This window comes from Dyella japonica DSM 16301, assembly GCF_001010355.1.
Lineage (GTDB): Bacteria > Pseudomonadota > Gammaproteobacteria > Xanthomonadales > Rhodanobacteraceae > Dyella > Dyella japonica.
In genome coordinates this window covers 47,135-66,812 of sequence record NZ_JPLA01000030.1, presented here as the reverse complement: position 1 = coordinate 66,812, position 19,678 = coordinate 47,135, and the positions used below count along the sequence as shown (strand labels likewise).

Genomic DNA, 19,678 nt, shown 5'->3' with positions numbered 1-19,678 from the left:
CACGGACCAATCGAACGCATGTAGTTGAAACCCGCGAGTACCGGACTCATGACAACGGAAGCTCAGGCTCAATACCGAGCGACGATGCCTGGCCATCCCTAATAGCGCGCATCAACAGACGTAGGCGGGCCGGACTACCCGTGCGCTTGGCGTAGAACTTCAGCAGACCAATAAAGATGAGCTGGTTAATCCGATACTCAAGCGTTGAAGTGACCCATCTGTTTCGATCGAACCAAACTTGGTTGCGCAGCCCGTAAAACGCCCGAAGGTCTGATTCACCCTTGAGCCAGCCGATGAAGGCATTCGGATGCCGGCTCTTCAAGTTCCACGAGCCTTCCATGTCATCGAGTTCTGCACCGGTCATTACCTCGATGGCCCCACCGCTAGCAGTTATTCGGTAGGTGTACTCGGTATCGTCCGCGTAGAGCACCAGCTCCCGCTTGGGCAGGCCGATGCGTTCAAACAGGTCACGTGACGCGAGTAATCCTCCGTAAGGTGCATAGGGCAACCTTACGGTCTCGACTGGCCCACTAGACCCAAGGCGCCCGCGGATCAATCGTCGCCAAATCTTGAACGGAATCTGGCGATAGTGAAAACCAATGAAACTGGAGCGTGGCGGAACCGCCTTTGACGCAACCACACCTGCAGCGATGTCTGCCTGATGATCCGGACGGAAGCCCAGCACGGCAGCGCGATCGCGACCAAACTGTGCGGCGAGTTCGTCCAGCTTTCTGTGCAGCACACCGAGCGCCCCGGGCTTGGGAGCGTTGTCGTCATCCATCAGCCACAGATAGCCTGCACCAGCCTCCAGGGCCGCCCGGATCCCTTCGGCGTAGCCGTTGGCCGAACCAGTGTTCTCGGCCAGCCGAACGATACGGATGCGCGAGCCCCACTTCTCCTCCAACTTAGAGAGGTCCGAGCGCGATGCGTTGCTGACGATCAAGGCGTTGGCCAAACCCTCTGTTTCAAAAGCGCGATGGAGCAGCTCCTGAAGGAAGTGCATGCGATCCGCATAAGTGACCGTCACGAGCGTTGTGGACGCCGATTTCAATGGAAGGCTGGCGGCGTCAATCATGGCGGCGGATCCGGCTGAGGGTGTGCAACGCATAGAAAAGGCTCGCTGCTGAAATGACGACGCACGCGATCGCCCTCGGCAGCATTGCCCCCACCGCACCGACGCCAAGGATGATGCACACGCCCCCGGCAACCGCACCCACAACGAGCACCGATCGACGCTCAAGTCCAGGAATGATCGAATTGGCGCAGAGCACGAGCAGCAAGAAATCAAGAGCCATTCGCCCTGCCCAGGCTATCGCCGCGCCCAGGATCCCGTAGTGCGAGAGCAGTAGCCAAAGTCCGAGTGCATAAATCGGCAACTCCATCAAATGCAGCTTCGCGGTTGTCGAAGGCCTGCCAGTAGCCTGGAGAAGTGCGTGGGGGACGCGGGCGATGCTATTGACGAGCAGCCCGAGGGCGAGCCAGCGCAGCAAAGGCGTTGATTGTGACGAGAAGTTCTGCCCCATCCATAGGGTCAGACCTTCGGGAGCGAAGGCATACAGGCACAGCGCAGCAGGAAACAGCGCGGCACACATGGCCTTGCTCGCACCCGCGTACATTTCAGGAATCGCCTCTCGCTTGCCAGATGACCAGGTTGAGGCGAAAGCTGGAAAGAAGACTCCGACCATCGAGATGGGCGCAAAACTGAAGCGGTTCACCAGGTCCGCGGGAACGGAGTAGAAGGGCAGTAGGGCAAGAGCGACGACCGCACCGATCACGAGCTTGTCCATTTGCGCCATCAATGGACTGATGAGGTTGCTCAGGGTGATCCAGCCACCAAAGCCAAGCAGCTCCCTGATGTGATGCTTCTTGAAACGGCCGTGGGAGGCGCCAACGGAGTCGAGCCGCCTTACTCGCGAAAAGTACAGGACGGTCGTTATCACACGCGAGATAGCCAGCGAGATGGTGGCTGGTACCAAGTGATTCGACCAATGCAACATCAACAGCGGCGCGGCAAAATTCAGCAGACCCATGGCCAGGCGGATCACGTTGATTGATCTGAATTGCCCGTGCGCTTCCAGAATGCCAATGAGTCCCGCCGACAAAATGACAAACGGGATGCTTAGGGCGAGAACGCGCAGGCTGGTGATTGCTTCGTCCAGCAGCGACGCATCGATCTTGAGTAGTCCCACCAGCCACGGCGCGATCACCAGAATCATGGCGGCTGCAAACACGCCAAGTATCATCATCACGCGCAGTCCAGTGGCGGTGACGTCCGGAATATCGTGAGTGCTGCTGGTGCCCAGGCGATCCGAAACAAGCTTCGTAAGCGCACGACCGATGCCAAAGTCGAAGATGCTGAAGTAGCCGATCAGCGACCAGACAATTGTGAGGAATCCGAAGCGCGCATTGCCGTAGCCCGACAGGAGTGTAGGGATGGCAAGAAAGGCAAAGGCCAGCGGAACGCCCGCCCCGATCAGATTCCAGGCGACGTTATGAGTGAATGAGCGCTGCTTAGACATCAGAGCGGCACGCGGCAGATCCGGGGACCTTGCACTCGATGCGTCGGATCTTGATCGGGACAGGAGTTCCACCAACGACACATGCAGGCAAGTTTGCGTCGCCAGTTTTCGATGCCAGAGTACGCGTAGCCAACCGCTTCGACTGGCATCGCGCGCTACCTTTCCGGCTTGAACTGACTACTACTGATTTCACGATTGCGAATGCACTTGGCTGCTGGTGGGACAAACGAACAATGAGTCGAGGCGTGGGACCCTAGGTAGAGCCAAGCACGCCCGGAGGTAGCGCTGCAGAACGCACCGTGCCCATCGATGCAACGTTCAGAAGGCGTTGTTGCGTTTCAAAAGTACGTAGGGCGTGGTCAGGATGATCTTGAGATCCAGCCACAGAGACCAATGCTTGATGTACGAGATATCGCACTCGACGCGACTGGCCATTTTGTCCAACGTATCCGTTTCACCGCGGAAGCCTTTGATCTGCGCAAGCCCGGTAATCCCCGGCTTCATTCCATGCCGCTGCATGTAGCCGCGAAGCTTTTCGCTGAAGTGATGGTTGTGCTCTACCGCGTGCGGTCGCGGACCGACGATGGACATATCGCCGCGCAGCACGTTGATCAGTTGCGGAAGTTCATCGAGGCTGCTGGAACGCAGGAAGCGACCGAAGCGCGTTACGCGCGCATCGTTCCGTTTAGCCTGAGTCACTGCGCCTTGGTCTTCCGAGTGCATCCACATTGAGCGGAACTTCAGTACCTCGAATTCCCTGCCTCCCAAGCCGTGACGCCTCTGCTTGAAGAAGACAGGACCGGATGAACTTACTCTCACTCCCAGTGCGAGCAAGAACATCAGAGGGCCAAGCAACACCAACAGAAGGAAGGCGATGGAACGATCTTCAATCGCCTTCAAGATACCCGCATGGCCTTCCACCCGGCTCGAACGCAGCGTGATGACAGGTACGCCCGCCATGGACACCGTGTGATGATTGATGAGTTCGTATCCAAAGAAGTCGGGCACGAGGCGCACGGTCGTCGGCGTATCCAGCGTCAGCTGGAGAACGTTTTGTATCGTCTCTTCCGCCCGCATGGGGAGCGCGATCCATATCTGGTCCGGCGTGTACTCGGTGATCTTCGCGGCAAGCTCAGACAAATCGCCAAGCTCGGCAACGCCGGCAATATCCACCTGATCGTACGGCGTGCTGATGTAGCCAAGCACGTCCAGACCCATCCACGCACTGCTGCGCGCAGCAGCAACGATGCGCTGCCCCGCCTGCGTGCTGCCAATCAGCAGAACGCGACGCGAGTCAACGCCACGCATGCGGATATGGCCGAGCGTCCAGCGCAGCAACATGCGATCTAGCGTCAGCACAGCACCGGTCGCGATGAACCACGCGCCGGCCGCGATGCGCGAATAGGCATCGGTGGTTTTGAGCGCCCACGCCATGGCCAGCAGAATGACCATGACGCCGGACCATGCAGCCCATAGGCGGACGATTTCCTGCAGCAGGTTCTCGCCGCGCCAGCTGCGATACAAGCCCGCAGCAGGAAAGACGACCAGCGCGACCAACACCGTCCGCATCAAGCCGGAGGTGTAGTGGATGCCCATCTCAAGATTTCCGAACTCCAGGCGATAAACTGCCAACGCCACCAGAGTGATCACGAATACATCGCTCACTCGAAGCGCAATGTCCAGAAGAGCCGCGTACTTCGAAAAGAAATGGGATTCCGCCCGTTTCAGCTGCGGAAGACCTGGAATCGTCAACATCACCGCACTCCATCCATGTAGCCGTCTGCGACCGTTGTAATTGCGCGGCAACGCCACCTCAGGCACTGCTGCGGATCACATGCGCAAGACTGCCCTTCCACCGGGCTGCGCCACTTGCTTTCATTGCCCCTCATTCACTCCCCCCGTGAAAGAGTCGCGAGATCATCACTGATCGCACGTCAAGCAACCAATAGACTGTTCGTACTACCCGGACCCGCAGGCCCGGTCACAATGTTCCACAATAATTTTCTTGAACCTGTTTACGCGGGACTGCTGCTGTACTCGTAGTAACCGTACGAGTAGTAGCCCGTGCTCCTGCGTTCCACGGCGTTGAAGACGGCGCCCTTGATTTGCACGCCGTTCTGTTCGAATCGCTGCTTGGCGAGTGCGATTTCGCGTGCCTGGTTGAGGCCGAAACGGATCACCAGCAAGCTGGTTCCCACGTGGTGCCCCATGATCGCGGCATCGGTTACCGCGAGAATCGGCGGCGTATCGATGATCACCAGGTCGTACTTCGGCTTGAGCGTTTCAAGCAGATCCGCAAAGCGCGCGTGCATCAACAGCTCGGACGGGTTGGGCGGTGCCTTGCCGCGCGAGATGAAGTGCAGGCCTTCGACATCGCCTACGGTACGGACGGCGTCATCCAGCGAAAGCTGGCCCGCGATCAATTCAGACAAGCCCTTGTCGGGACGGCCGCCAATTACGGTGTGCAATGCACCTTTTCGCATGTCGCCGTCGATCAGCAGCACGCGCTGGCCACCCTTCGCGATCACGGCGGCCAGGTTGGACGAGATGAAGGTCTTGCCGGCACCCGGGCTCGCACCCGAGATCATGAGGATATTGTTCTTGGCCTCGATACGCGCGAAGTGCAGGCTGGTGCGCAGGCTGCGTAGCGCTTCCACGGCCAGGTCGGCCGGTGCGTTGACCGCAAGCAATTTTTGCTTGCCATCCCCACGCCCGCGGCGCCCCTGCAGGAAGCTCTGCTTCTCGGCCACACTGCTGGGCACCGATGCATAGACGGAAAGACCCAGTTGCTCGATCGCCGACGGATCTTCCACGCCACGGCTGAGCATTTGGCGCACGAGTACGAAAGCCACCGCCAGGAAGCCACCAAGGAAGGTGCCACCCAGGGCAACCAGCGCCTTTTTTGGCTTTGCCGGCTTGGAGATATCCACGGCAGCAGGATCGATCACGCGGACGTTGCCCACGGTGCCGGCGCGCGCGATGTCGAGCTGCTGCGCCTGATTGAGCAGGCCTGTGTAAGTGGCGTTGAGGACTTCGACGTCGCGGGTGAGGCGCAGCAGTTCCTGCTGCGTGTCGGGCAAGCCGCCCACCTGTTTGTCGATGCCGTTCTTTTGCCCCTGCAGCTGGGCGATCTGTTCAAGCAGCGCCTTGTACGCCGGATGTTCGGCGGTGAAGCGGCGCTCCATGTCCGCCTGCTGCATGCGCAGCTGCTGGATGCTGGTCTCGATGGCGACGACCTGGTCGAGCAGGCCCTTGGTCTGCAGCGTGATGTCGACCGAGTGCGCCTTGGTCTGGAAGGCATTGAGCGCGCTCTGCGCCTTGTCCAGGTCCTGGCGGATACGAGGCAGCTGTTCGCGCACAAACTTCAGGCTATTGGCGGCCTCGGCGGAATTGCGCTCGACGTTCTGCTTGACGTAGGCCTGGCTCACATGATCCAGCAGCTGGGCGGCCAGCACGGGATCTTCGTGGTCGTACATGAGCTGGATGATGCCCGAATCCTTGCCCTGCTCCGTCGCGTTGATATCCAGCTGCAATTGATTGACCACGGCAAGCGCGGTGTGATGCACCACGGCGAAGTGCGTACCAGGGTTGGCGCGCAGCTCGCGCACTTGCATGGTGAAGCCATGTCCCGTGGCTACGTTGCCCACCTGGCCGGTCAGCATGACGTCACCGCTGGAGTACAGCGTGTAGCTGCCGTGCTCGCCCGCGATGAGCACCAGTTTTTTCTCTTCCAGCGAGGCCGGCACCTTGAGCTGGAAGATGTCGAGCCTGGAGCCGCCCCAGTCGTAACGGCTAAAGCCCATGAGCGGCGATGCTACGTCGGTAGGTTGATCCGGTACGTAGTGACGCGCCATCCAGCCGCCGAAAATCGGAAAGTGGTAAGGCGCGACCTCGACCTGCAGATTGAGCTCGTCCACCGCCTTGCCGATCACCGAGCGCGACGTGATGAGAGCGATCTCGGTGGTCGCCTCCGAGCTCGACGCACCCAGCGTCTGCGTGATCGCGCTCAGGCCCGGCAGATCCGGCACCTTCTGCTCCACCTGCACCATGGCGTCCGCTTCGTAGATCGGCGTGCCGAGCACCGCATAGCCCACGCTGAGCACGAAGAACACGCCGGTGACGATGCCGATGAGCCACTTGTGATCAAGCAGCGTGCCCAGCAGTTCGCGCAGGTCGATCTCATCGTCTTGCGGCGCGGTGGTCTGTGATGCGGTCATGCTGAGCTAGTCCAGGAAGGTCAGATAGGATGGATCAAGTTCGCAATGCCTCATATCGGAATGCTCCGACGCTACTTCTTTTCGGCACTGTCTTACGTTTTTCACGGGCGACTAAGTACGCAAATACGGCAACCAGCTCTGCACGGCGCGATCGATCAGCTGGTAGACGTGGTCGAAGGCTTCGCGACTCTGGCGATAGGGATCAGGGATATCGCCGCCCTCCCCCCATCGATCCAGCAACATCACCTTGCCGCTGGCCTCGGGCGCCATGCGCATCAGGCTGGCAACATGCTCGCGCTCCATGGCCAGCACCAGGTCGGCATCGCGCAGCATCGATGCGCTGATTTGCCGCGCGCGATGTTCGCTGCCATCCACGCCGTGTTCGCCAAGGATCTGCAAGGCCTGCGCATCCATCGGCTTGCCCACGAGCGCGCCCAAGCCGGCGCTTTCGATGGAAGCACCAGCCGCGGAAAGGTGATGACGGAACAGGTATTCAGCCGTAGGACTACGACAGATGTTCCCCACGCAGACGATCAAGATCCGTTTGAACACAGATACCAACGCTTCTTCCAATACGCATCCACTGCCCACGCGCCAGCCTCGCGCCAAGCGCGTGCTTTGTCGTTCTGGCAGACCCCTGTAAAAACGCGTCGTATGCCGATCTTGTTATCCCGACGGGCGAACACACCCCTGGCCCGTCAAGTGAAGCAGATCACAAAATAGCCATGCATCTCTTGCGCTCAGCTTACAATCATAGCCACAAGTTTGATGGCCGTCACCGATTTGGAATCAGGATCGTCCCGTTCATTTTCCGGTAAGGTTGTGTTTAGATGTATCCGGATTACCACCAGAATGGAGTTCTCGTGAAGAAGTTGCTTGCTGCTGTTTTGATGACGGCCATGATCGGCCAGAGCTTTGCCCAGACCGCTCCCGCTCCGGCCGCTCCGGCTCCGGACGCAGCCCCGCAGGCTGGCGCGGCTGGCGCAGCCGGTGCTTCCGGGGCAGCCACTGGCACCCTGACGGCTGCCTATGTTGGCGCTGCCGTACTTGGCGCAGCCGCAGTGGCTACGGCCGTCGGCGGCGGTGGCAGCGACAGCCACGGTAGCCAGAACACGCCGCCGAGCGGCGGTGGTACCGGCGGCACGGGCGGCACCACGGGTACGACCGGCACCACCGGTACGCACTAACCACTCCGCAGTACACGACACATCCATGCTGGATTCGTCCGGCATGGATGTGTGCTGTCTGTAACCCAAAGAAACCGAAGTCATGAACGTACGCACTGCCGTGGCGCTCGCCGCCGCGACCCTACTGCTGCACGGCTGCATCTGGGCGCCGGGCCAGCACATGTCCACTCACAGCATGACGCGCAGTGGGGACGAAAACAGTCGCGTCGACATCGTGCCCATCACGCCCAAGCAACTGGCGATGGACAAGGCGGGGCTCGCGGCAGCGGCGCTACCGCCGGAGCTGCTTGCCTACAAGCCCGAGTCGTACCGCATCGGCGCAGGCGACACGCTGTACATCACGGTGTGGGATCACCCGGAGCTGACCTCGCCTGCCGGTCCGCAGCAACAGACCCTCGCCAACGGCCGCCTGGTGCGTTCGGACGGCACGCTGTTCTACCCGTATGTGGGCGAACTGAAGGTGTCCGGCCTGACCATCGAGGAACTGCGCAAGGCCATCAGCGACAAGCTGGCCAAGTACGTGGAGAAGCCGCAGGTCGACGTCAACGTCATCGGCTATGGCAGCCAGCGCGTGACTTTCCAGGGCGCCTTCGTCAAGACCGATCCTCAACCGATCACGGCTATTCCCACCACGCTGGCGCAAGCGCTGGGCGCAGCGACGATCAATACCGAGCAAGCGGATCTTTCCGGCCTGGTGCTCTCGCGCGACGGCCACGATTACCGCATCGACCTGGATGCGCTGAACACCAACAAGTCGATGGCCCAGGACGTCTATCTGAAGCCCGGCGACCGGTTGTTCCTGCCGTACAATGACCACCACGAGGTTTACGTCATCGGCGAAGTGAACCGCCCGATGGCGCTCACCTTCAAGACCACCAACCTCAGCCTGACCCAGGCGCTGGGCCGCGCCGGTGGACTCAATCCGACCACCTCCAAGGGCAAGGCGGTGTATGTGATCCGCGGCATCGAGGATCTGGAAACCGCCAGGGGCACCGTCTATCAGCTGGACGCGCGCTCGCCGGATGCCTTCATCCTGGCCGATCAGTTCAAGGTGAAACCGGGTGACGTGGTGTTCGTCGGCCCTGCCGGCGTGACGCGCTGGAACCGTTTCCTGTCCCAGCTGCTGCCTTTGACCGGCATCATCAGCAACGCGGCCAACGCCTCGTACAACCTCGACCACTGATGTTGTCGCGGCGCCCGAAACACGGCCGGCGCAAGCCGGCCTTGGCGATGCCCTTGCGTCCAGCGCGAGGGCGTCGTTCGTTCGCGCGTCGATGCGTGGAGCAGCTTTTTCTGATGGCTGCGGCCAGTCTGCTGCTCGCCAGTTGTACGAGCGTTTCGCGCTCCACCGTGGACACCATGCGGCTGGTTTGGCAAGGCACGCCGAAGCTCTCGCCCACCGCCGAACAGGTGCAGGCCAAGCCTTATTTCCAGATGCGCGCGATGACTGCGCATGGCGACGCGATCCTGGTCCTCGGCAATATCGTCGGTGCTCGCCAGTATTGGTACGGCACCAGCGGCGTCGCCCTGGTGCTGGAAGACGGCCGCGTCGTACAGACCATCGGCCTTGCACAGAACCTCGATGGCAGCCGTATCGAGCAGGACAACGATCCGTTCGTCCATGGGCTGCAAACGCTGGCCGCCGGCACCAGCTACGACCGCATCGACGACTGGTCGCCAGGCTATCGCTACGGCATTCCGGTGCACGCGACACTGAAGCCCGCCGGGGAAACCAGCATCGACATCCTCGGCACGGCGCATCGCGTTTTGCTGGTGAATGAAGATGTGTCCGCCAAGGCAGCCGGCTATCGCGCCAGCAATCGCTACTGGGTCGACCCCAGCGACGGCTTCGTGTGGATGAGCGAACAGGAAGTCATGCCCGGCATGACCATCAAGCTGGTGCAGTTGCGCCCGTATCGCGGGAGCAAGTCGTGATGCGCCGCCACGCCATCCGCATGCTGCTTGCAGCGATGCTCTTTCCACTCGCCGCGCACGCGGTGAATATCCAGATCATCGGTGCGGTGACCGCACCGGGTTCGAAGCAGCTTAGCGGTCACGCCCGCCTGAGCGATGCCGCCCTCGCCAGCCCATTGAGCGCTGAGGCGTATCCGCTCGGTGCGTCGTGGCAGCGACCGTCGTTGCAGGTCGAGCAGGCACGCCTGAAAGCCGGGCTGCTGTTTGATCTCGATAGCGCGCGACAGCAAGCACTGCGCGATGACCGTACCGCCCTGGCCGACACGCTCGCCTCACTGCACGACTGGTTGCAGCCAATGCCCGTGACGGGGCGCCAAGTGGCCTTGCTCGACCCGCGCTCGGTGGAGGTGAATGCCGCCGAAAATCGACCGATTGGCGAAGGCGACACGCTTTTTTATCCTCGCCGCCCAACCACCATCCAGGTGGTCGGCGCAGTGAACCAGCCCTGCGTACTCCCGCTCGCGCCCTTGCAGAACGCACAGGACTATCTCGACCAATGCAAGCCATCGCCTCAGGCCGATGGCGACTGGATCTTCGTCATCCAGCCCGATGGCCGCGTGTCGAAGCAGGGCGCGGGGCTGTGGAATCGCGGCCCATCGATGTCGCTCGCGCCAGGTGCGGTGATTTATGTGCCGCTGCGTGAAACCGGCTTGCACAGCGTGCCGCCGGAGCTCAACCAGGAACTGGCCGCCTTTCTGGCGACCCAGCCGCTGCACGCGGCGGAAGGCGATCGATAATGCGCAAGCGGACAGGACGTCCCTCGGGGATCACCACCAGGACCCGAGGCCGCACCCAGTGGCGCCGCCGCTGTGGCTGCCTGCTGCCACTGCTCGGCGGTCTGCTGATGAGTACGGCCTATGCCGACAACGCTCCCACGCAAAGCGATTTTGGTGGTGTTGGTTTGTGGCAGACACCCACCGCGCGCATGGCCGACGACGGCGAGGTCGCGCTGACTGCAAGCCACGTACAGCCGTACGATCGCTACAACGTCTCGCTGCAGCCGCTGCCTTGGCTGGAGGGCATCTTCCGTTACACCGCGGTGAGCAATCGCCGGTACGGTCCGGAGTCGCTCAGCGGCAGCCAGAGCTACAAAGACAAGTCCATCGACGTGAAGGTGCGGCTGTGGAGTGAAAGCCATTACCTGCCCGACCTCAGCGTCGGCGCCCGCGATATCGGCGGCACCGGCCTGTTCGCCGGCGAATACGTGGTGATGAACAAACGCTTCGGACCGATCGATGCCAGCCTCGGCATGGGCTGGGGTTACGTCGGGGCACGCGGTGACATCAAGAATCCATTCTCGATCATCAGCGACAAGTTCGACGTGCGTCCCAGCGATAACGACGGCACCGGCAAGTTCTCCAGCAATCGTTATTTCCGCGGCCCGGCAGCGCTGTTTGGCGGCATCAGCTACCAGACGCCGTGGGACTGGCTGGTGTTGAAGGCCGAGTACGACGGCAACAACTATCAGCACGAACCGCAGCACAACAATCAGAAGCAGAGCTCGCCGGTCAACATAGGCGCTGTGTTCCGCCCCGGCCGCAATCTGGACTTGAGCGTGGCGTTTGAGCGCGGCAACACGGTGATGCTGGGCCTGACCCTGCACGCCAATATGGCCGAAGGCACCGGCCCGACCAAGTTGCTGGATCCCGCACCGCCGAAGCGGAACACCGCTGCCGCGACGCAAACACCCGAGCAGGTCGACTGGGCGAGCGTCGCGCGCACGCTGCGCGACAACGCGGGCATCCAGGTGTCGAGCATCACCCGCCGCGGCAGCGAAGTGGTGGTCAAGGGCGAGCAGGAAACCTATTTCTACAACGCCAAGAGCGTGGGCCGTGCGGCGCGCGTGCTCGACAACGAACTGGGCGCCGGCGTCGACTGGTTCACCATCGCCGCGCAGCAGGAAGGGCTCACCACGACCGAGACCAGCGTCAACCGCCAGCGTTTCGATGAGCTGCTGGATCATGACATCACGCTGGGCGAGTTCCGCCAAAGCGTGGAGCACAACGCGCCCACGCCACGCAACGATGACGTGCTGTATCGCGCCCCGCTCAAGCGTTTCGACCAGTCATTTGCGCTGGTCTACGCGCAGAGTCTTGGCGGTCCTGACGCCTTCCTGCTGTACCAGATCGCCGCCATCTACAACCTCGATTTCCACTTCACGCCCAACCTGTGGTGGAGCGGCGTGGCGTCGGTGGATCTGTTCGACAACTACGACAAGTTCAAATACGACGCGCCCAGCGACCTGCCGCGCGTGCGTACCGACGTGCGCAAGTACATCACCAGCTCGACCATCACCATGCCGGTCTTCCAGCTGACCGGTACGCGCCAGCTTGGCCAGGATCTCTACGGCATGGCGTACGCCGGCATGCTGGAAAGCATGTTCGGCGGTGTCGGCGGCGAAGTGCTCTATCGCCCGTTTGGCGAACGCTGGGCGATCGGTTCGGACATCAACTGGGTCAAGCAGCGCGGCTACGACCAGGACTTCTCGTTCCGCGGTTATCACGTGGTCACCGGCCACGTCACCGGCTATTTCGACCTGGGTTACAAGGATGTGCTTGTGGCGATCAGCGCCGGCCGTTATTTAGCCGGCGACTGGGGCGCGACGGTGGACGTATCGCGCGAGTTCCGCAACGGCGTACGCATGGGCGCGTATGCGACCAAGACCAATGTCTCGGCAGCGCAGTTTGGCGAAGGCAGCTTCGACAAGGGCATCTATGTGTCGATTCCGTTCGACCTGATGCTGCCCCGCTCCACGCTGTCGCGTGCGACGTTTGTCTGGGATCCGCTGATCCGCGACGGCGGCGCGAGCCTGGGCAGGCGCTACTCGCTCTACTCGCTCACCAGCGATCGCGACCTGGACAACTTCAACAGCAATCTCGACAAGATCGTCGAGTAAGGATGCAGGCCCGGATACACGCCGGACCGCATCGTCTGCAAGCAACTCGGCGCGCGTCTCAGCCGTCGAGCCACACCTCGCCATCGGTGACGCGCACACCCACGCTGCGCAAGTGTTCGCCGCGGCAGGGGCCGCCGATGCAAAGGCCGTCGACATTCCGAAACGATGCGCCATGCGCCGCGCAGATCAGCAGGTTGTCCTTGATCAGGAACTTGCCCGGCGCCCAGTCCAGCCGGCGTCCGGCGTGTGGGCAAATATTGAGATAGGCATACGCCGCGTCATCGCGACGCAGCACGATCACGCTCTCCTCGCCGTCGCGCAGTACGGCATCAACCGCGATGGCGCCGCCATCGGGAATATCGTCCAGCCGGCAAAGCGCCTGGTCGGGTGTTGCTGTATCCATCGGCACTTGCCTCTTTCGCCCTAAGGCCCCATCGTTACGCACGTAAGTCGTTGATTTTACCACACGGATTTTTAACACATGCGCTTTTCACTGCCCATGCCGCGTCGCTCCCGCCACCCTCTGGTCCGCGCTTTGTCGCTGCTGGTGGGCCTCGCCGTGGTGGGCATCTTGCTGGTGTTTGGTCTCGTGGTAGCGAGCGTGCTGCTCGTTGGCGGCGCGTTGGTCTTCGCGCTCCGCCAATGGTCGCGCAAGCGCAGCGCCGTGTCGCCTACGGTCGCGCGCAGCCACAAGCCCGAAGTCATCGAAGGCGAATTCGTGGTGCTGCAGCGTACGCACCACGCCGCGCATTGATGATCCGGCCTGCGGACCGCCCGGCAAAACGCGAGTCCTGATACGTCGGCACGGCCGACGCTGGTGCTGGGTTACGCGCCTGGGAAACCTGCCGCACAAGATCCGGATGGCTGGCCAGCCAGGGTCGCACTAGGCTGGATACATCGGTTCTTCGGATGTCCACCATGACGACGCGCCACACCAACGAAGCCACCCTCGAACAGGTCCGCCTGCTGCTGGAACGCGCCGATGAAGCGCCCACCCTACAGGATCTTGCCGAGGCCGCCAGCCTGAGCCCCAGCCACCTGCAGCGGGCTTTTCGTCGCCGTTATGGCATGAGTCCGGCGGAGTATCACCGCGCTCGCCGTTTCGGGCAGCTCAAGACGGCGCTGCGCAAGGGCGCGGCGGTCTCCGACGCGGTCTACGACGCCGGCTTCGGCTCCGGCAGCCGCGTCTACGAACACAGCGACCGGCTGCTCGGCATGACACCCGCCAGCTATCGTGCCGGCGGCGCGGGCGCCGCGATCCGTTACACCACCACCGCCACGTCCCTGGGCCGCCTGCTGGTCGCGACCACGTCCCGCGGCATCTGCTCGGTGACGCTGGGCGATACCGATGCGGAACTGGAACAGCGGCTCGCCGACGAATTCCCCCATGCAACACGCGAGCGCGTGGATGCGGGGCGCGAAGAATGGCTGGACGCGGTGATCGCACGCATTGCCGGCGAACTGGGCTGGAGCACGACGGATGCGCCGGATCTGCCGCCGCTCGACGTCGCGGCCACGGCGTTCCAATGGCGTGTGTGGAACGCGCTCACACGCATTCCCGCCGGCACCACCAAGAGCTATGGCGAACTGGCCGCGGAGCTGGGCATGCCCCGTGCCGCCCGCGCCATCGGCAATGCCTGCGGAAACAACCGGCTCGCCTTGATCGTGCCGTGCCATCGCATCGTCCGTGAAGACGGTACGCTGGGCGGCTGGCGCTGGGGCGTGGAGCGCAAGCGCGAGCTGCTTGCCAGCGAACAGCGTGGCGACCATCTGCAGGGCAAACGCTCGGCTGCCTGACTTGAGCGGCGCTCAACGCTGCCTTGCACAAGCCTCGCTTCTGCCGCTGCTGTGCCCGGACTATGTTGGGTCTGCCTGTAAACTATGAGCGGCATCCACCCCGCGATGCTCCCCGCGCAGCCTGCCATGACCGATACCACGACCACTTCCGTCGCCCCGGCGGCGACCGCGCCCTTTGCCGACACCCGCGTGCTGGTGCCGCTGGCGTTGTTCTCGCTGTACATCATCTGGGGGTCGACTTATCTGGGCATCCGCTACGCCCTGGAAAGCTATCCGCCCTTCCTGCTCGCGGGCATACGCTTCCTGGGCGCGGGTATCGCGCTGTTTGCCTTCCTTTGTCTGCGCGGCGTGGCGCTGCCCACGGCGCGCCAGTGGCGCAATGCGGCGATCACCGGCTTCTTGTTGCTCGGTGTCGGCAACGGCCTGGTGTGCTATGCCGAGCAGCGGGTGAGCTCGGGTATTGCAGCGGTCGCTGTCGCCAGCATGCCGCTGTTCGCGGCGCTGTTTTCGGGCCTCTATCGTGAATGGCCTTCGCGCCGTGAAGCCGTCGGGCTGGTGATCGGTTTCGTCGGCGTGATCGTGCTCAACCTTGGCGCCGGCCTTTCCGGATCGCGTCTTGGCGCGATCGCCCTGCTGGTGGCCGCGATGAGCTGGGCATTCGGCGCCACCTGGAGCCGTCGGCAGGACATGCCGGCCGGTCCCATGAATACTGCAGCGCAGATGCTGTGCGCGAGCGTGGCCATGTTGATCGTGGGTTTCGCCAGCGGCGAACAGCTGCCGGCCCATCCCACCGCACGCGCCACGGCTGCGCTGGTCTACCTTGCGGTGTTCGGCTCGATCATCGCGTTCAGCGCCTTCCTGTATGTGCTCAAGCACGCGCGCCCGGCGCTGGCGACCAGCTATGCCTACGTGAACCCGCCGGTGGCCGTGCTGTTCGGCGTCCTGCTCGCCGGCGAAAGCGTGGGGCCGTATGACTTGATCGGCATGGCCATCATCCTGCTGGGTGTGGGCGCCATCACGCTGGCGCGCCAGCGTCGCTGATCAGCTTCGTCGATCGCCGACTTGCCTCGCCGGCAGCGGGGCAGCCACCATGCGTCCATCCTCGATCGGGATGGGCCCATGAATGCGACAAACGAAGGTCTGCTGGCGCGGGCTGCCTTGCGCAGTGCTTCCTGGTCGGAAAAGTGGTTTCCCGATGCCTGGGTGTTCGCGGCCTTGGGCGTCATCATCGTCGCGTTGGCAGCGATGGCGTTCGGCGCGACGCCCATCACCACCGTTAATGCATTCGGCGACGGCTTCTGGAGCCTGGTGCCCTTCACCATGCAGATGACCTTCGTGGTGATTGGCGGCTACGTGGTGGCCACCGCGCCGGTCGTCGCGCGCCTCATTGAATGGCTGGCACGCGTGCCGAAAACGGGGCGTGGCGCGATCTGCTACGTGGGTCTGGTCAGCATGCTGGCGTCGCTGCTTTCGTGGGGTTTCTCGCTGGTCTTCGGCGGCCTGCTGGTGCGCGCGCTGGCGCGTCGCGGCGATCTGCGCATGGACTATCGCGCAGCCGCGGCCGCAGCCTATCTTGGCCTGGGCGCCGTATGGGCGATGGGCCTTTCCTCCTCGGCCGCCCAGTTGCAGGCAAATCCCAAAAGCATGCCGCCGGGGCTGATCAACATCACCGGCGTGCTGCCCTTCAGCGAAACAATCTTTCTATGGCAGTCGATCGCCTTGACCGCCGCGCTTGTCGTCGTGTCGTTGCTGGTCTGCTGGTTCACCGCACCGTCGGACCGCAACGCGCGCACTGCCGATGATTTCGGCGTCGGCGAAACGTCGACGCCTGCGCTGCCGCCACGCCAGCGACCGGGCGAATGGCTGGAATACAGCCCTTTGCTGTCGATCCTGCTCGGGTTGCTCGGACTGGGCTGGCTGGGCTACGAATTCGCCAGCAAGCCGGCAGTGACGGCGATTGCCAATCTCAACACCTATAACTTTCTCTTCCTCACCGTGGGCTTGTTGCTGCACTGGCGTCCGCGCAGTTTCCTCAACGCGGTGACGCGCGCGGTGCCCAGCACGGCAGGTGTGTTGATCCAGTTTCCGCTGTATGGCGGCATCGCGGCCTTGCTCACTCATGCCACCGGCGCGGGTGACCTGACGCTCTCGCATCGACTCTCCGGACTGTTCGTGCAGATCGCCACCACCGATAGCTTTCCGCTGGTGATGGGCGTCTATTCGTCCGTGCTCGGCTTCTTCGTGCCCTCGGGCGGCGGCAAATGGCTGGTGGAGGCGCCGTATGTGATGCAGGCCGCCAACGACCTGCATGTGCATCTGGGCTGGGCGGTGCAGGTCTACAACGCCGCCGAAGCGCTGCCCAATTTGATCAACCCGTTCTGGATGCTTCCCTTGCTCGGCGTGCTTGGCCTGAAGGCACGCGACGTGGTTGGCTTCACCTTCGTGCAACTGGTGGTGCATGTGCCGCTGGTGCTGGGCTTGTTGTGGGCACTGGGCTTGACCCTGACTTATGTGCCGCCAGTGATGCCATAGCTTCAACCAAAAAAGGCGCGGTGTTACCCGCGCCCTCTCTGCTTTCGATCGATTAAAGCTCGCGCAGCGCCGTGGTCACCGGCAAACGCGCCGCGCGGATGGCCGGGAAGATGCCGCCGATGAAACCGATGGCCAGCGCCCACTTGAGGCCGGTCCACAGCAAGGCCGGCGACACGCGCAACTCGAAGCTCAATTTGCCTACGGTGCCCGCGGCGAGCGTCGAGGCGCTATAGCCATTGAAGATCAGCCAGGCGAGCAAGCCACCGAGCAAGCCGCCGATCAATGCCAGCAACATGGTTTCCAGCATCACCGCGACGACCACCGGCAGGCCGCGAAAACCGATCGCACGCAAAGTGGCGATTTCGCGGGCGCGGGCGGCAACGGCGGCGAACATAGTGTTGAGCGCGCCGAACATCGCACCGATCGCCATGATCAGGCCCACCGCGATGCCGACCACCTTGATCACCTTGGTCATGCCTTCGGACTGCTTGCTGAAATAGTCGATGGTGGTGTTGACGTCGACCTTCAGCTGCGGATTGCCCTCCAGCTCGGCTTTGAACTTGTTGTACGACGTCGGATCAGCCAGCCGCACCGTCACCGAGGCACGACTGCTGCCGCGACGGTAGGTGTCGGCCACCACGTTGGCATCGCCCCACACTTCCGAATCCATCGCATCGCCGGAGGAGAACACGCCGACCACGGTCCACTGCTGGTTGCCGAGCTTTACGGTGTGGCCAGGGACCAAGCCATCGAACTGCTTGGCCGCACCTTTGCCCACGATCAACTCGCGCATGCCGGGCTGAAAGTTGCGTCCCTCGATGACTTTGACGTTGGGCCGCACGGCCCAGGCCTGGTCGCCGACGCCACGCAATTGCACGCTGCCTTCGTCGTCCGGGTTGCTGCCCTTCAGCGGTAAATTGGCAGCGACGACGAGCTCCGGCGAGGCGATGGGCTGGCCCTTGCTGTCCTTGGCGATGCCGGCCGCCTGCGGGATCAGCGTCACGCTGTCGTGATCAAGCACCGACATCACTTCGGCCGCCGATGAACCACGCATCACGATGGCGGTGTCGGCACTGCCGGTCTTGCGCAGCGTCTCCGCGTAGCCTTCGCCCATCGCCAGCAAGGCGACCAGCACGCCGACCACGCCGGCGATGCCGATCACGATGACCGCGGACGAACCGATGCGCTGCCGCAGCGTGCTGATGCCGACGCTGGCCACCGACGCCGCACGGCGTCCGCTGCGGGTCAGTGCCATCCACAAGGCGAACACCACGGCCAGTCCGATCACGCCTTGCCAAGGCAGCATCACCCAGGCCCACAGCACGATCGCGATCAGGATGAGCAGACCCAGATTGAACAGGAAATTCTTCATGTCGCTCTCCTTAGCGGCCGGCCAGCGCGTCGACGATGTTCAGCCGCATCGCCCGCATCGCCGGCAACACACCGACCAGCAGGCCGATGGCAATCATCAGCACCAGACCCAGGATCCAGCTACCCGCGCCCACGCTGGGCAGATTGAGCATGCCGCCGCTGCCGGCGCTCACGATGGGAATGATCAGTGAGGCCAGGCCAAGACCGATCACGCCACCAAGCAGGAGCAACAGCACCGACTCGGCCAGCACGATGGCCAGCACCGCATGGTTGGAGAAACCGATCGTCTTGAGCACCGCCAGCTCGCTGGTGCGCTCACGTACGGCCTGCATCATGGTGTTGCCCGACAGCAGCAGCAGGGTGAAGAACACCGCGCCCATGATGGAACCCACGATCAGGCCGATGTCGGCGAGCTGCTTCATCCAGTTGGCGGTGGCCGCCTGTTCGGTCTGCGTGCGCGTTTCGTGATCGGAGTTGGCCGAGATCGCGTCGATCGCCTTGGCCACGCGATCAGCTTGGTTCACATCGCTGACGCGAGTGACATACCAGCCCACCGTGCCACGATTGAACGGCGTGGTTTCGTCGAAATACTTCCAGTGCAGCAACAGCATCTGGTCGAAGAAGCCACCGCTCTTCTTGTCTTTCGAATGCAGGATGCCGACGATGTCGAAGGTCCAGTTCTTGCTGCCCTGGCGATCCGGGAAGATGGTCGACTGCAGCGGAATCTTGTCGCCCACTTTCCAATTGAATCGCTTGGCCAGCTTTTCGCCGACCAGGATGCCGGTGCGCGTGTCGTCAAACGCCTTGCGCTCAGCCGCACTCACCTCGATCTCCGGATACAGATCGATGTAGTTCGGCTCCACCGCGAAGCTGAAGACCTGGTTGTGCGGGTCCTGATAGGCGCCGCCGAACCAGTTCGCGTAGGTCACCATCTTCACGCCGGGCACCTGCGCGATCTGAGACTCCAGCGACTGCGGCAGGGTCTGGATGAAGGACAGTTTCGATCCGGTCTGCAGGCGTTGCGCGCCGTTGGCGCTCTGCCCTGCCTGATTGAACGACGTGCGCACCGCGTCGAGCATGCCGAACAACAGGAACGCGGCGATGATCGAGACGAGCGTCAGCAAGGTGCGGGTCTTGCGCCGGAACAGCGCCGCCCAGATGAGATGGAGATATTTCATCGTCGCA

17 protein-coding genes are annotated in these 19,678 nt (G+C 62.7%); 9 read left to right on the top strand and 8 right to left on the bottom strand.

Annotation, left to right across the window (positions count from 1 at the left end):
• Nucleotides 1–46: 46 nt before the first annotated feature.
• From Y882_RS12100 to Y882_RS12080, 5 genes are all read right to left on the bottom strand, one after another.
• The gene (locus Y882_RS12100) at nt 47–1,075 is read right to left on the bottom strand and encodes a glycosyltransferase (protein WP_046972178.1); all 1,029 of its coding nucleotides are present in this window, start codon (nt 1,073–1,075) and stop codon (nt 47–49) included.
• Entirely contained in the window at nt 1,068–2,519 is a 1,452-nt protein-coding gene (locus tag Y882_RS12095; RefSeq protein WP_052949959.1) for a flippase, read from the bottom strand. The genes Y882_RS12100 and Y882_RS12095 overlap by 8 nt, the downstream gene beginning before the upstream one ends.
• A gap of 318 nt (nt 2,520–2,837) precedes the next feature.
• Complete coding sequence (locus tag Y882_RS12090) at nt 2,838–4,274, bottom strand: undecaprenyl-phosphate glucose phosphotransferase (protein WP_046972177.1); 1,437 nt, start codon at nt 4,272–4,274, stop codon at nt 2,838–2,840.
• A 260-nt stretch (nt 4,275–4,534) separates the two neighbouring features.
• Nucleotides 4,535–6,736, bottom strand: coding sequence for a polysaccharide biosynthesis tyrosine autokinase (locus tag Y882_RS12085; protein WP_046972176.1), 2,202 nt, complete (start codon nt 6,734–6,736; stop codon nt 4,535–4,537).
• Nucleotides 6,737–6,847: 111 nt separating this feature from the next.
• On the bottom strand, nt 6,848–7,288 hold the full coding sequence (locus tag Y882_RS12080; RefSeq protein WP_046972280.1) for a low molecular weight protein-tyrosine-phosphatase: 441 nt from the start codon (nt 7,286–7,288) through the stop codon (nt 6,848–6,850).
• Nucleotides 7,289–7,599: 311 nt separating this feature from the next.
• Between Y882_RS12080 and Y882_RS19340 the strand changes: the two genes are divergently transcribed.
• The 5 genes from Y882_RS19340 (at nt 7,600) to Y882_RS12055 (ending at nt 12,793) form a co-directional block, all read left to right on the top strand.
• Nucleotides 7,600–7,923, top strand: coding sequence for a hypothetical protein (locus Y882_RS19340; RefSeq protein ID WP_156171453.1), 324 nt, complete (start codon nt 7,600–7,602; stop codon nt 7,921–7,923).
• 82 nt (nt 7,924–8,005) lie between these two features.
• On the top strand, nt 8,006–9,106 hold the full coding sequence (locus Y882_RS12070; RefSeq protein WP_046972174.1) for a polysaccharide biosynthesis/export family protein: 1,101 nt from the start codon (nt 8,006–8,008) through the stop codon (nt 9,104–9,106).
• 113 nt (nt 9,107–9,219) lie between these two features.
• Nucleotides 9,220–9,858 (top strand): YjbF family lipoprotein, encoded by a 639-nt coding sequence (locus Y882_RS12065; protein ID WP_052949957.1) that lies wholly within the window; start codon nt 9,220–9,222, stop codon nt 9,856–9,858.
• Nucleotides 9,858–10,634, top strand: a complete 777-nt coding sequence (locus tag Y882_RS12060) for a capsule biosynthesis GfcC family protein (protein ID WP_052949954.1) — start codon at nt 9,858–9,860, stop codon at nt 10,632–10,634. The genes Y882_RS12065 and Y882_RS12060 overlap by 1 nt, the downstream gene beginning before the upstream one ends.
• Nucleotides 10,634–12,793 carry a YjbH domain-containing protein gene (locus tag Y882_RS12055; RefSeq protein WP_082121093.1) on the top strand — a complete coding sequence of 720 codons (2,160 nt, stop codon included), beginning with the start codon at nt 10,634–10,636 and terminating at the stop codon, nt 12,791–12,793. Before Y882_RS12060 ends, Y882_RS12055 begins: the two co-directional genes overlap by 1 nt.
• A 58-nt stretch (nt 12,794–12,851) precedes the next feature.
• On the opposite strand, the gene Y882_RS12050 is transcribed toward Y882_RS12055, so the two are convergent.
• Nucleotides 12,852–13,196: a Rieske (2Fe-2S) protein gene (locus Y882_RS12050; RefSeq protein ID WP_046972172.1), complete on the bottom strand. Its 345-nt coding sequence runs from the start codon at nt 13,194–13,196 to the stop codon at nt 12,852–12,854.
• A 78-nt stretch (nt 13,197–13,274) separates the two neighbouring features.
• On the opposite strand from Y882_RS12050, the gene Y882_RS12045 reads away from it, so the two are divergent.
• From Y882_RS12045 to Y882_RS12030, 4 genes are all read left to right on the top strand, one after another.
• Entirely contained in the window at nt 13,275–13,547 is a 273-nt protein-coding gene (locus tag Y882_RS12045) for a hypothetical protein (RefSeq protein ID WP_046972171.1), read from the top strand.
• A 164-nt stretch (nt 13,548–13,711) separates the two neighbouring features.
• A complete protein-coding gene (locus tag Y882_RS12040) occupies nt 13,712–14,590 on the top strand; it encodes a methylated-DNA--[protein]-cysteine S-methyltransferase (protein ID WP_156171452.1) in 879 nt (292 codons plus the stop codon).
• A gap of 126 nt (nt 14,591–14,716) precedes the next feature.
• Entirely contained in the window at nt 14,717–15,631 is a 915-nt protein-coding gene (gene yedA / locus Y882_RS12035) for a drug/metabolite exporter YedA (RefSeq protein ID WP_046972277.1), read from the top strand.
• 78 nt (nt 15,632–15,709) lie between these two features.
• Nucleotides 15,710–17,122: a short-chain fatty acid transporter gene (locus tag Y882_RS12030; protein ID WP_211259171.1), complete on the top strand. Its 1,413-nt coding sequence runs from the start codon at nt 15,710–15,712 to the stop codon at nt 17,120–17,122.
• A gap of 52 nt (nt 17,123–17,174) precedes the next feature.
• Here Y882_RS12030 and Y882_RS12025 read toward each other — a convergent pair whose 3' ends face one another.
• Together Y882_RS12025 and Y882_RS12020 are read right to left on the bottom strand one after the other, a co-directional pair.
• On the bottom strand, nt 17,175–18,494 hold the full coding sequence (locus Y882_RS12025) for an ABC transporter permease (RefSeq protein WP_046972169.1): 1,320 nt from the start codon (nt 18,492–18,494) through the stop codon (nt 17,175–17,177).
• Nucleotides 18,495–18,504: 10 nt separating this feature from the next.
• On the bottom strand, nt 18,505–19,671 hold the full coding sequence (locus tag Y882_RS12020; RefSeq protein ID WP_046972168.1) for an ABC transporter permease: 1,167 nt from the start codon (nt 19,669–19,671) through the stop codon (nt 18,505–18,507).
• Nucleotides 19,672–19,678: the final 7 nt, after the last annotated feature.

Excerpts from the sequence above, each read along its gene's own strand:
- Y882_RS12040 (WP_156171452.1), top strand. The coding sequence starts at position 13,712 with ATGACGACGCGCCACACCAACGAAGCCACCCTCGAACAGGTCCGCCTG.
- Y882_RS12025 (WP_046972169.1), bottom strand. The coding sequence starts at position 18,494 with ATGAAGAATTTCCTGTTCAATCTGGGTCTGCTCATCCTGATCGCGATC.
- Y882_RS12020 (WP_046972168.1), bottom strand. The coding sequence starts at position 19,671 with ATGAAATATCTCCATCTCATCTGGGCGGCGCTGTTCCGGCGCAAGACC.
- Y882_RS12100 (WP_046972178.1), bottom strand. The coding sequence starts at position 1,075 with ATGATTGACGCCGCCAGCCTTCCATTGAAATCGGCGTCCACAACGCTC.
- Y882_RS12055 (WP_082121093.1), top strand. The coding sequence starts at position 10,634 with ATGCGCAAGCGGACAGGACGTCCCTCGGGGATCACCACCAGGACCCGA.
- Y882_RS12085 (WP_046972176.1), bottom strand. The coding sequence starts at position 6,736 with ATGACCGCATCACAGACCACCGCGCCGCAAGACGATGAGATCGACCTG.
- Y882_RS12045 (WP_046972171.1), top strand. The coding sequence starts at position 13,275 with ATGCGCTTTTCACTGCCCATGCCGCGTCGCTCCCGCCACCCTCTGGTC.
- Y882_RS12090 (WP_046972177.1), bottom strand. The coding sequence starts at position 4,274 with ATGTTGACGATTCCAGGTCTTCCGCAGCTGAAACGGGCGGAATCCCAT.
- Y882_RS12060 (WP_052949954.1), top strand. The coding sequence starts at position 9,858 with ATGCGCCGCCACGCCATCCGCATGCTGCTTGCAGCGATGCTCTTTCCA.
- Y882_RS12070 (WP_046972174.1), top strand. The coding sequence starts at position 8,006 with ATGAACGTACGCACTGCCGTGGCGCTCGCCGCCGCGACCCTACTGCTG.
- Y882_RS12030 (WP_211259171.1), top strand. The coding sequence starts at position 15,710 with ATGAATGCGACAAACGAAGGTCTGCTGGCGCGGGCTGCCTTGCGCAGT.
- Y882_RS12065 (WP_052949957.1), top strand. The coding sequence starts at position 9,220 with ATGGCTGCGGCCAGTCTGCTGCTCGCCAGTTGTACGAGCGTTTCGCGC.
- Y882_RS12095 (WP_052949959.1), bottom strand. The coding sequence starts at position 2,519 with ATGTCTAAGCAGCGCTCATTCACTCATAACGTCGCCTGGAATCTGATC.
- yedA (WP_046972277.1), top strand. The coding sequence starts at position 14,717 with ATGACCGATACCACGACCACTTCCGTCGCCCCGGCGGCGACCGCGCCC.
- Y882_RS12050 (WP_046972172.1), bottom strand. The coding sequence starts at position 13,196 with ATGGATACAGCAACACCCGACCAGGCGCTTTGCCGGCTGGACGATATT.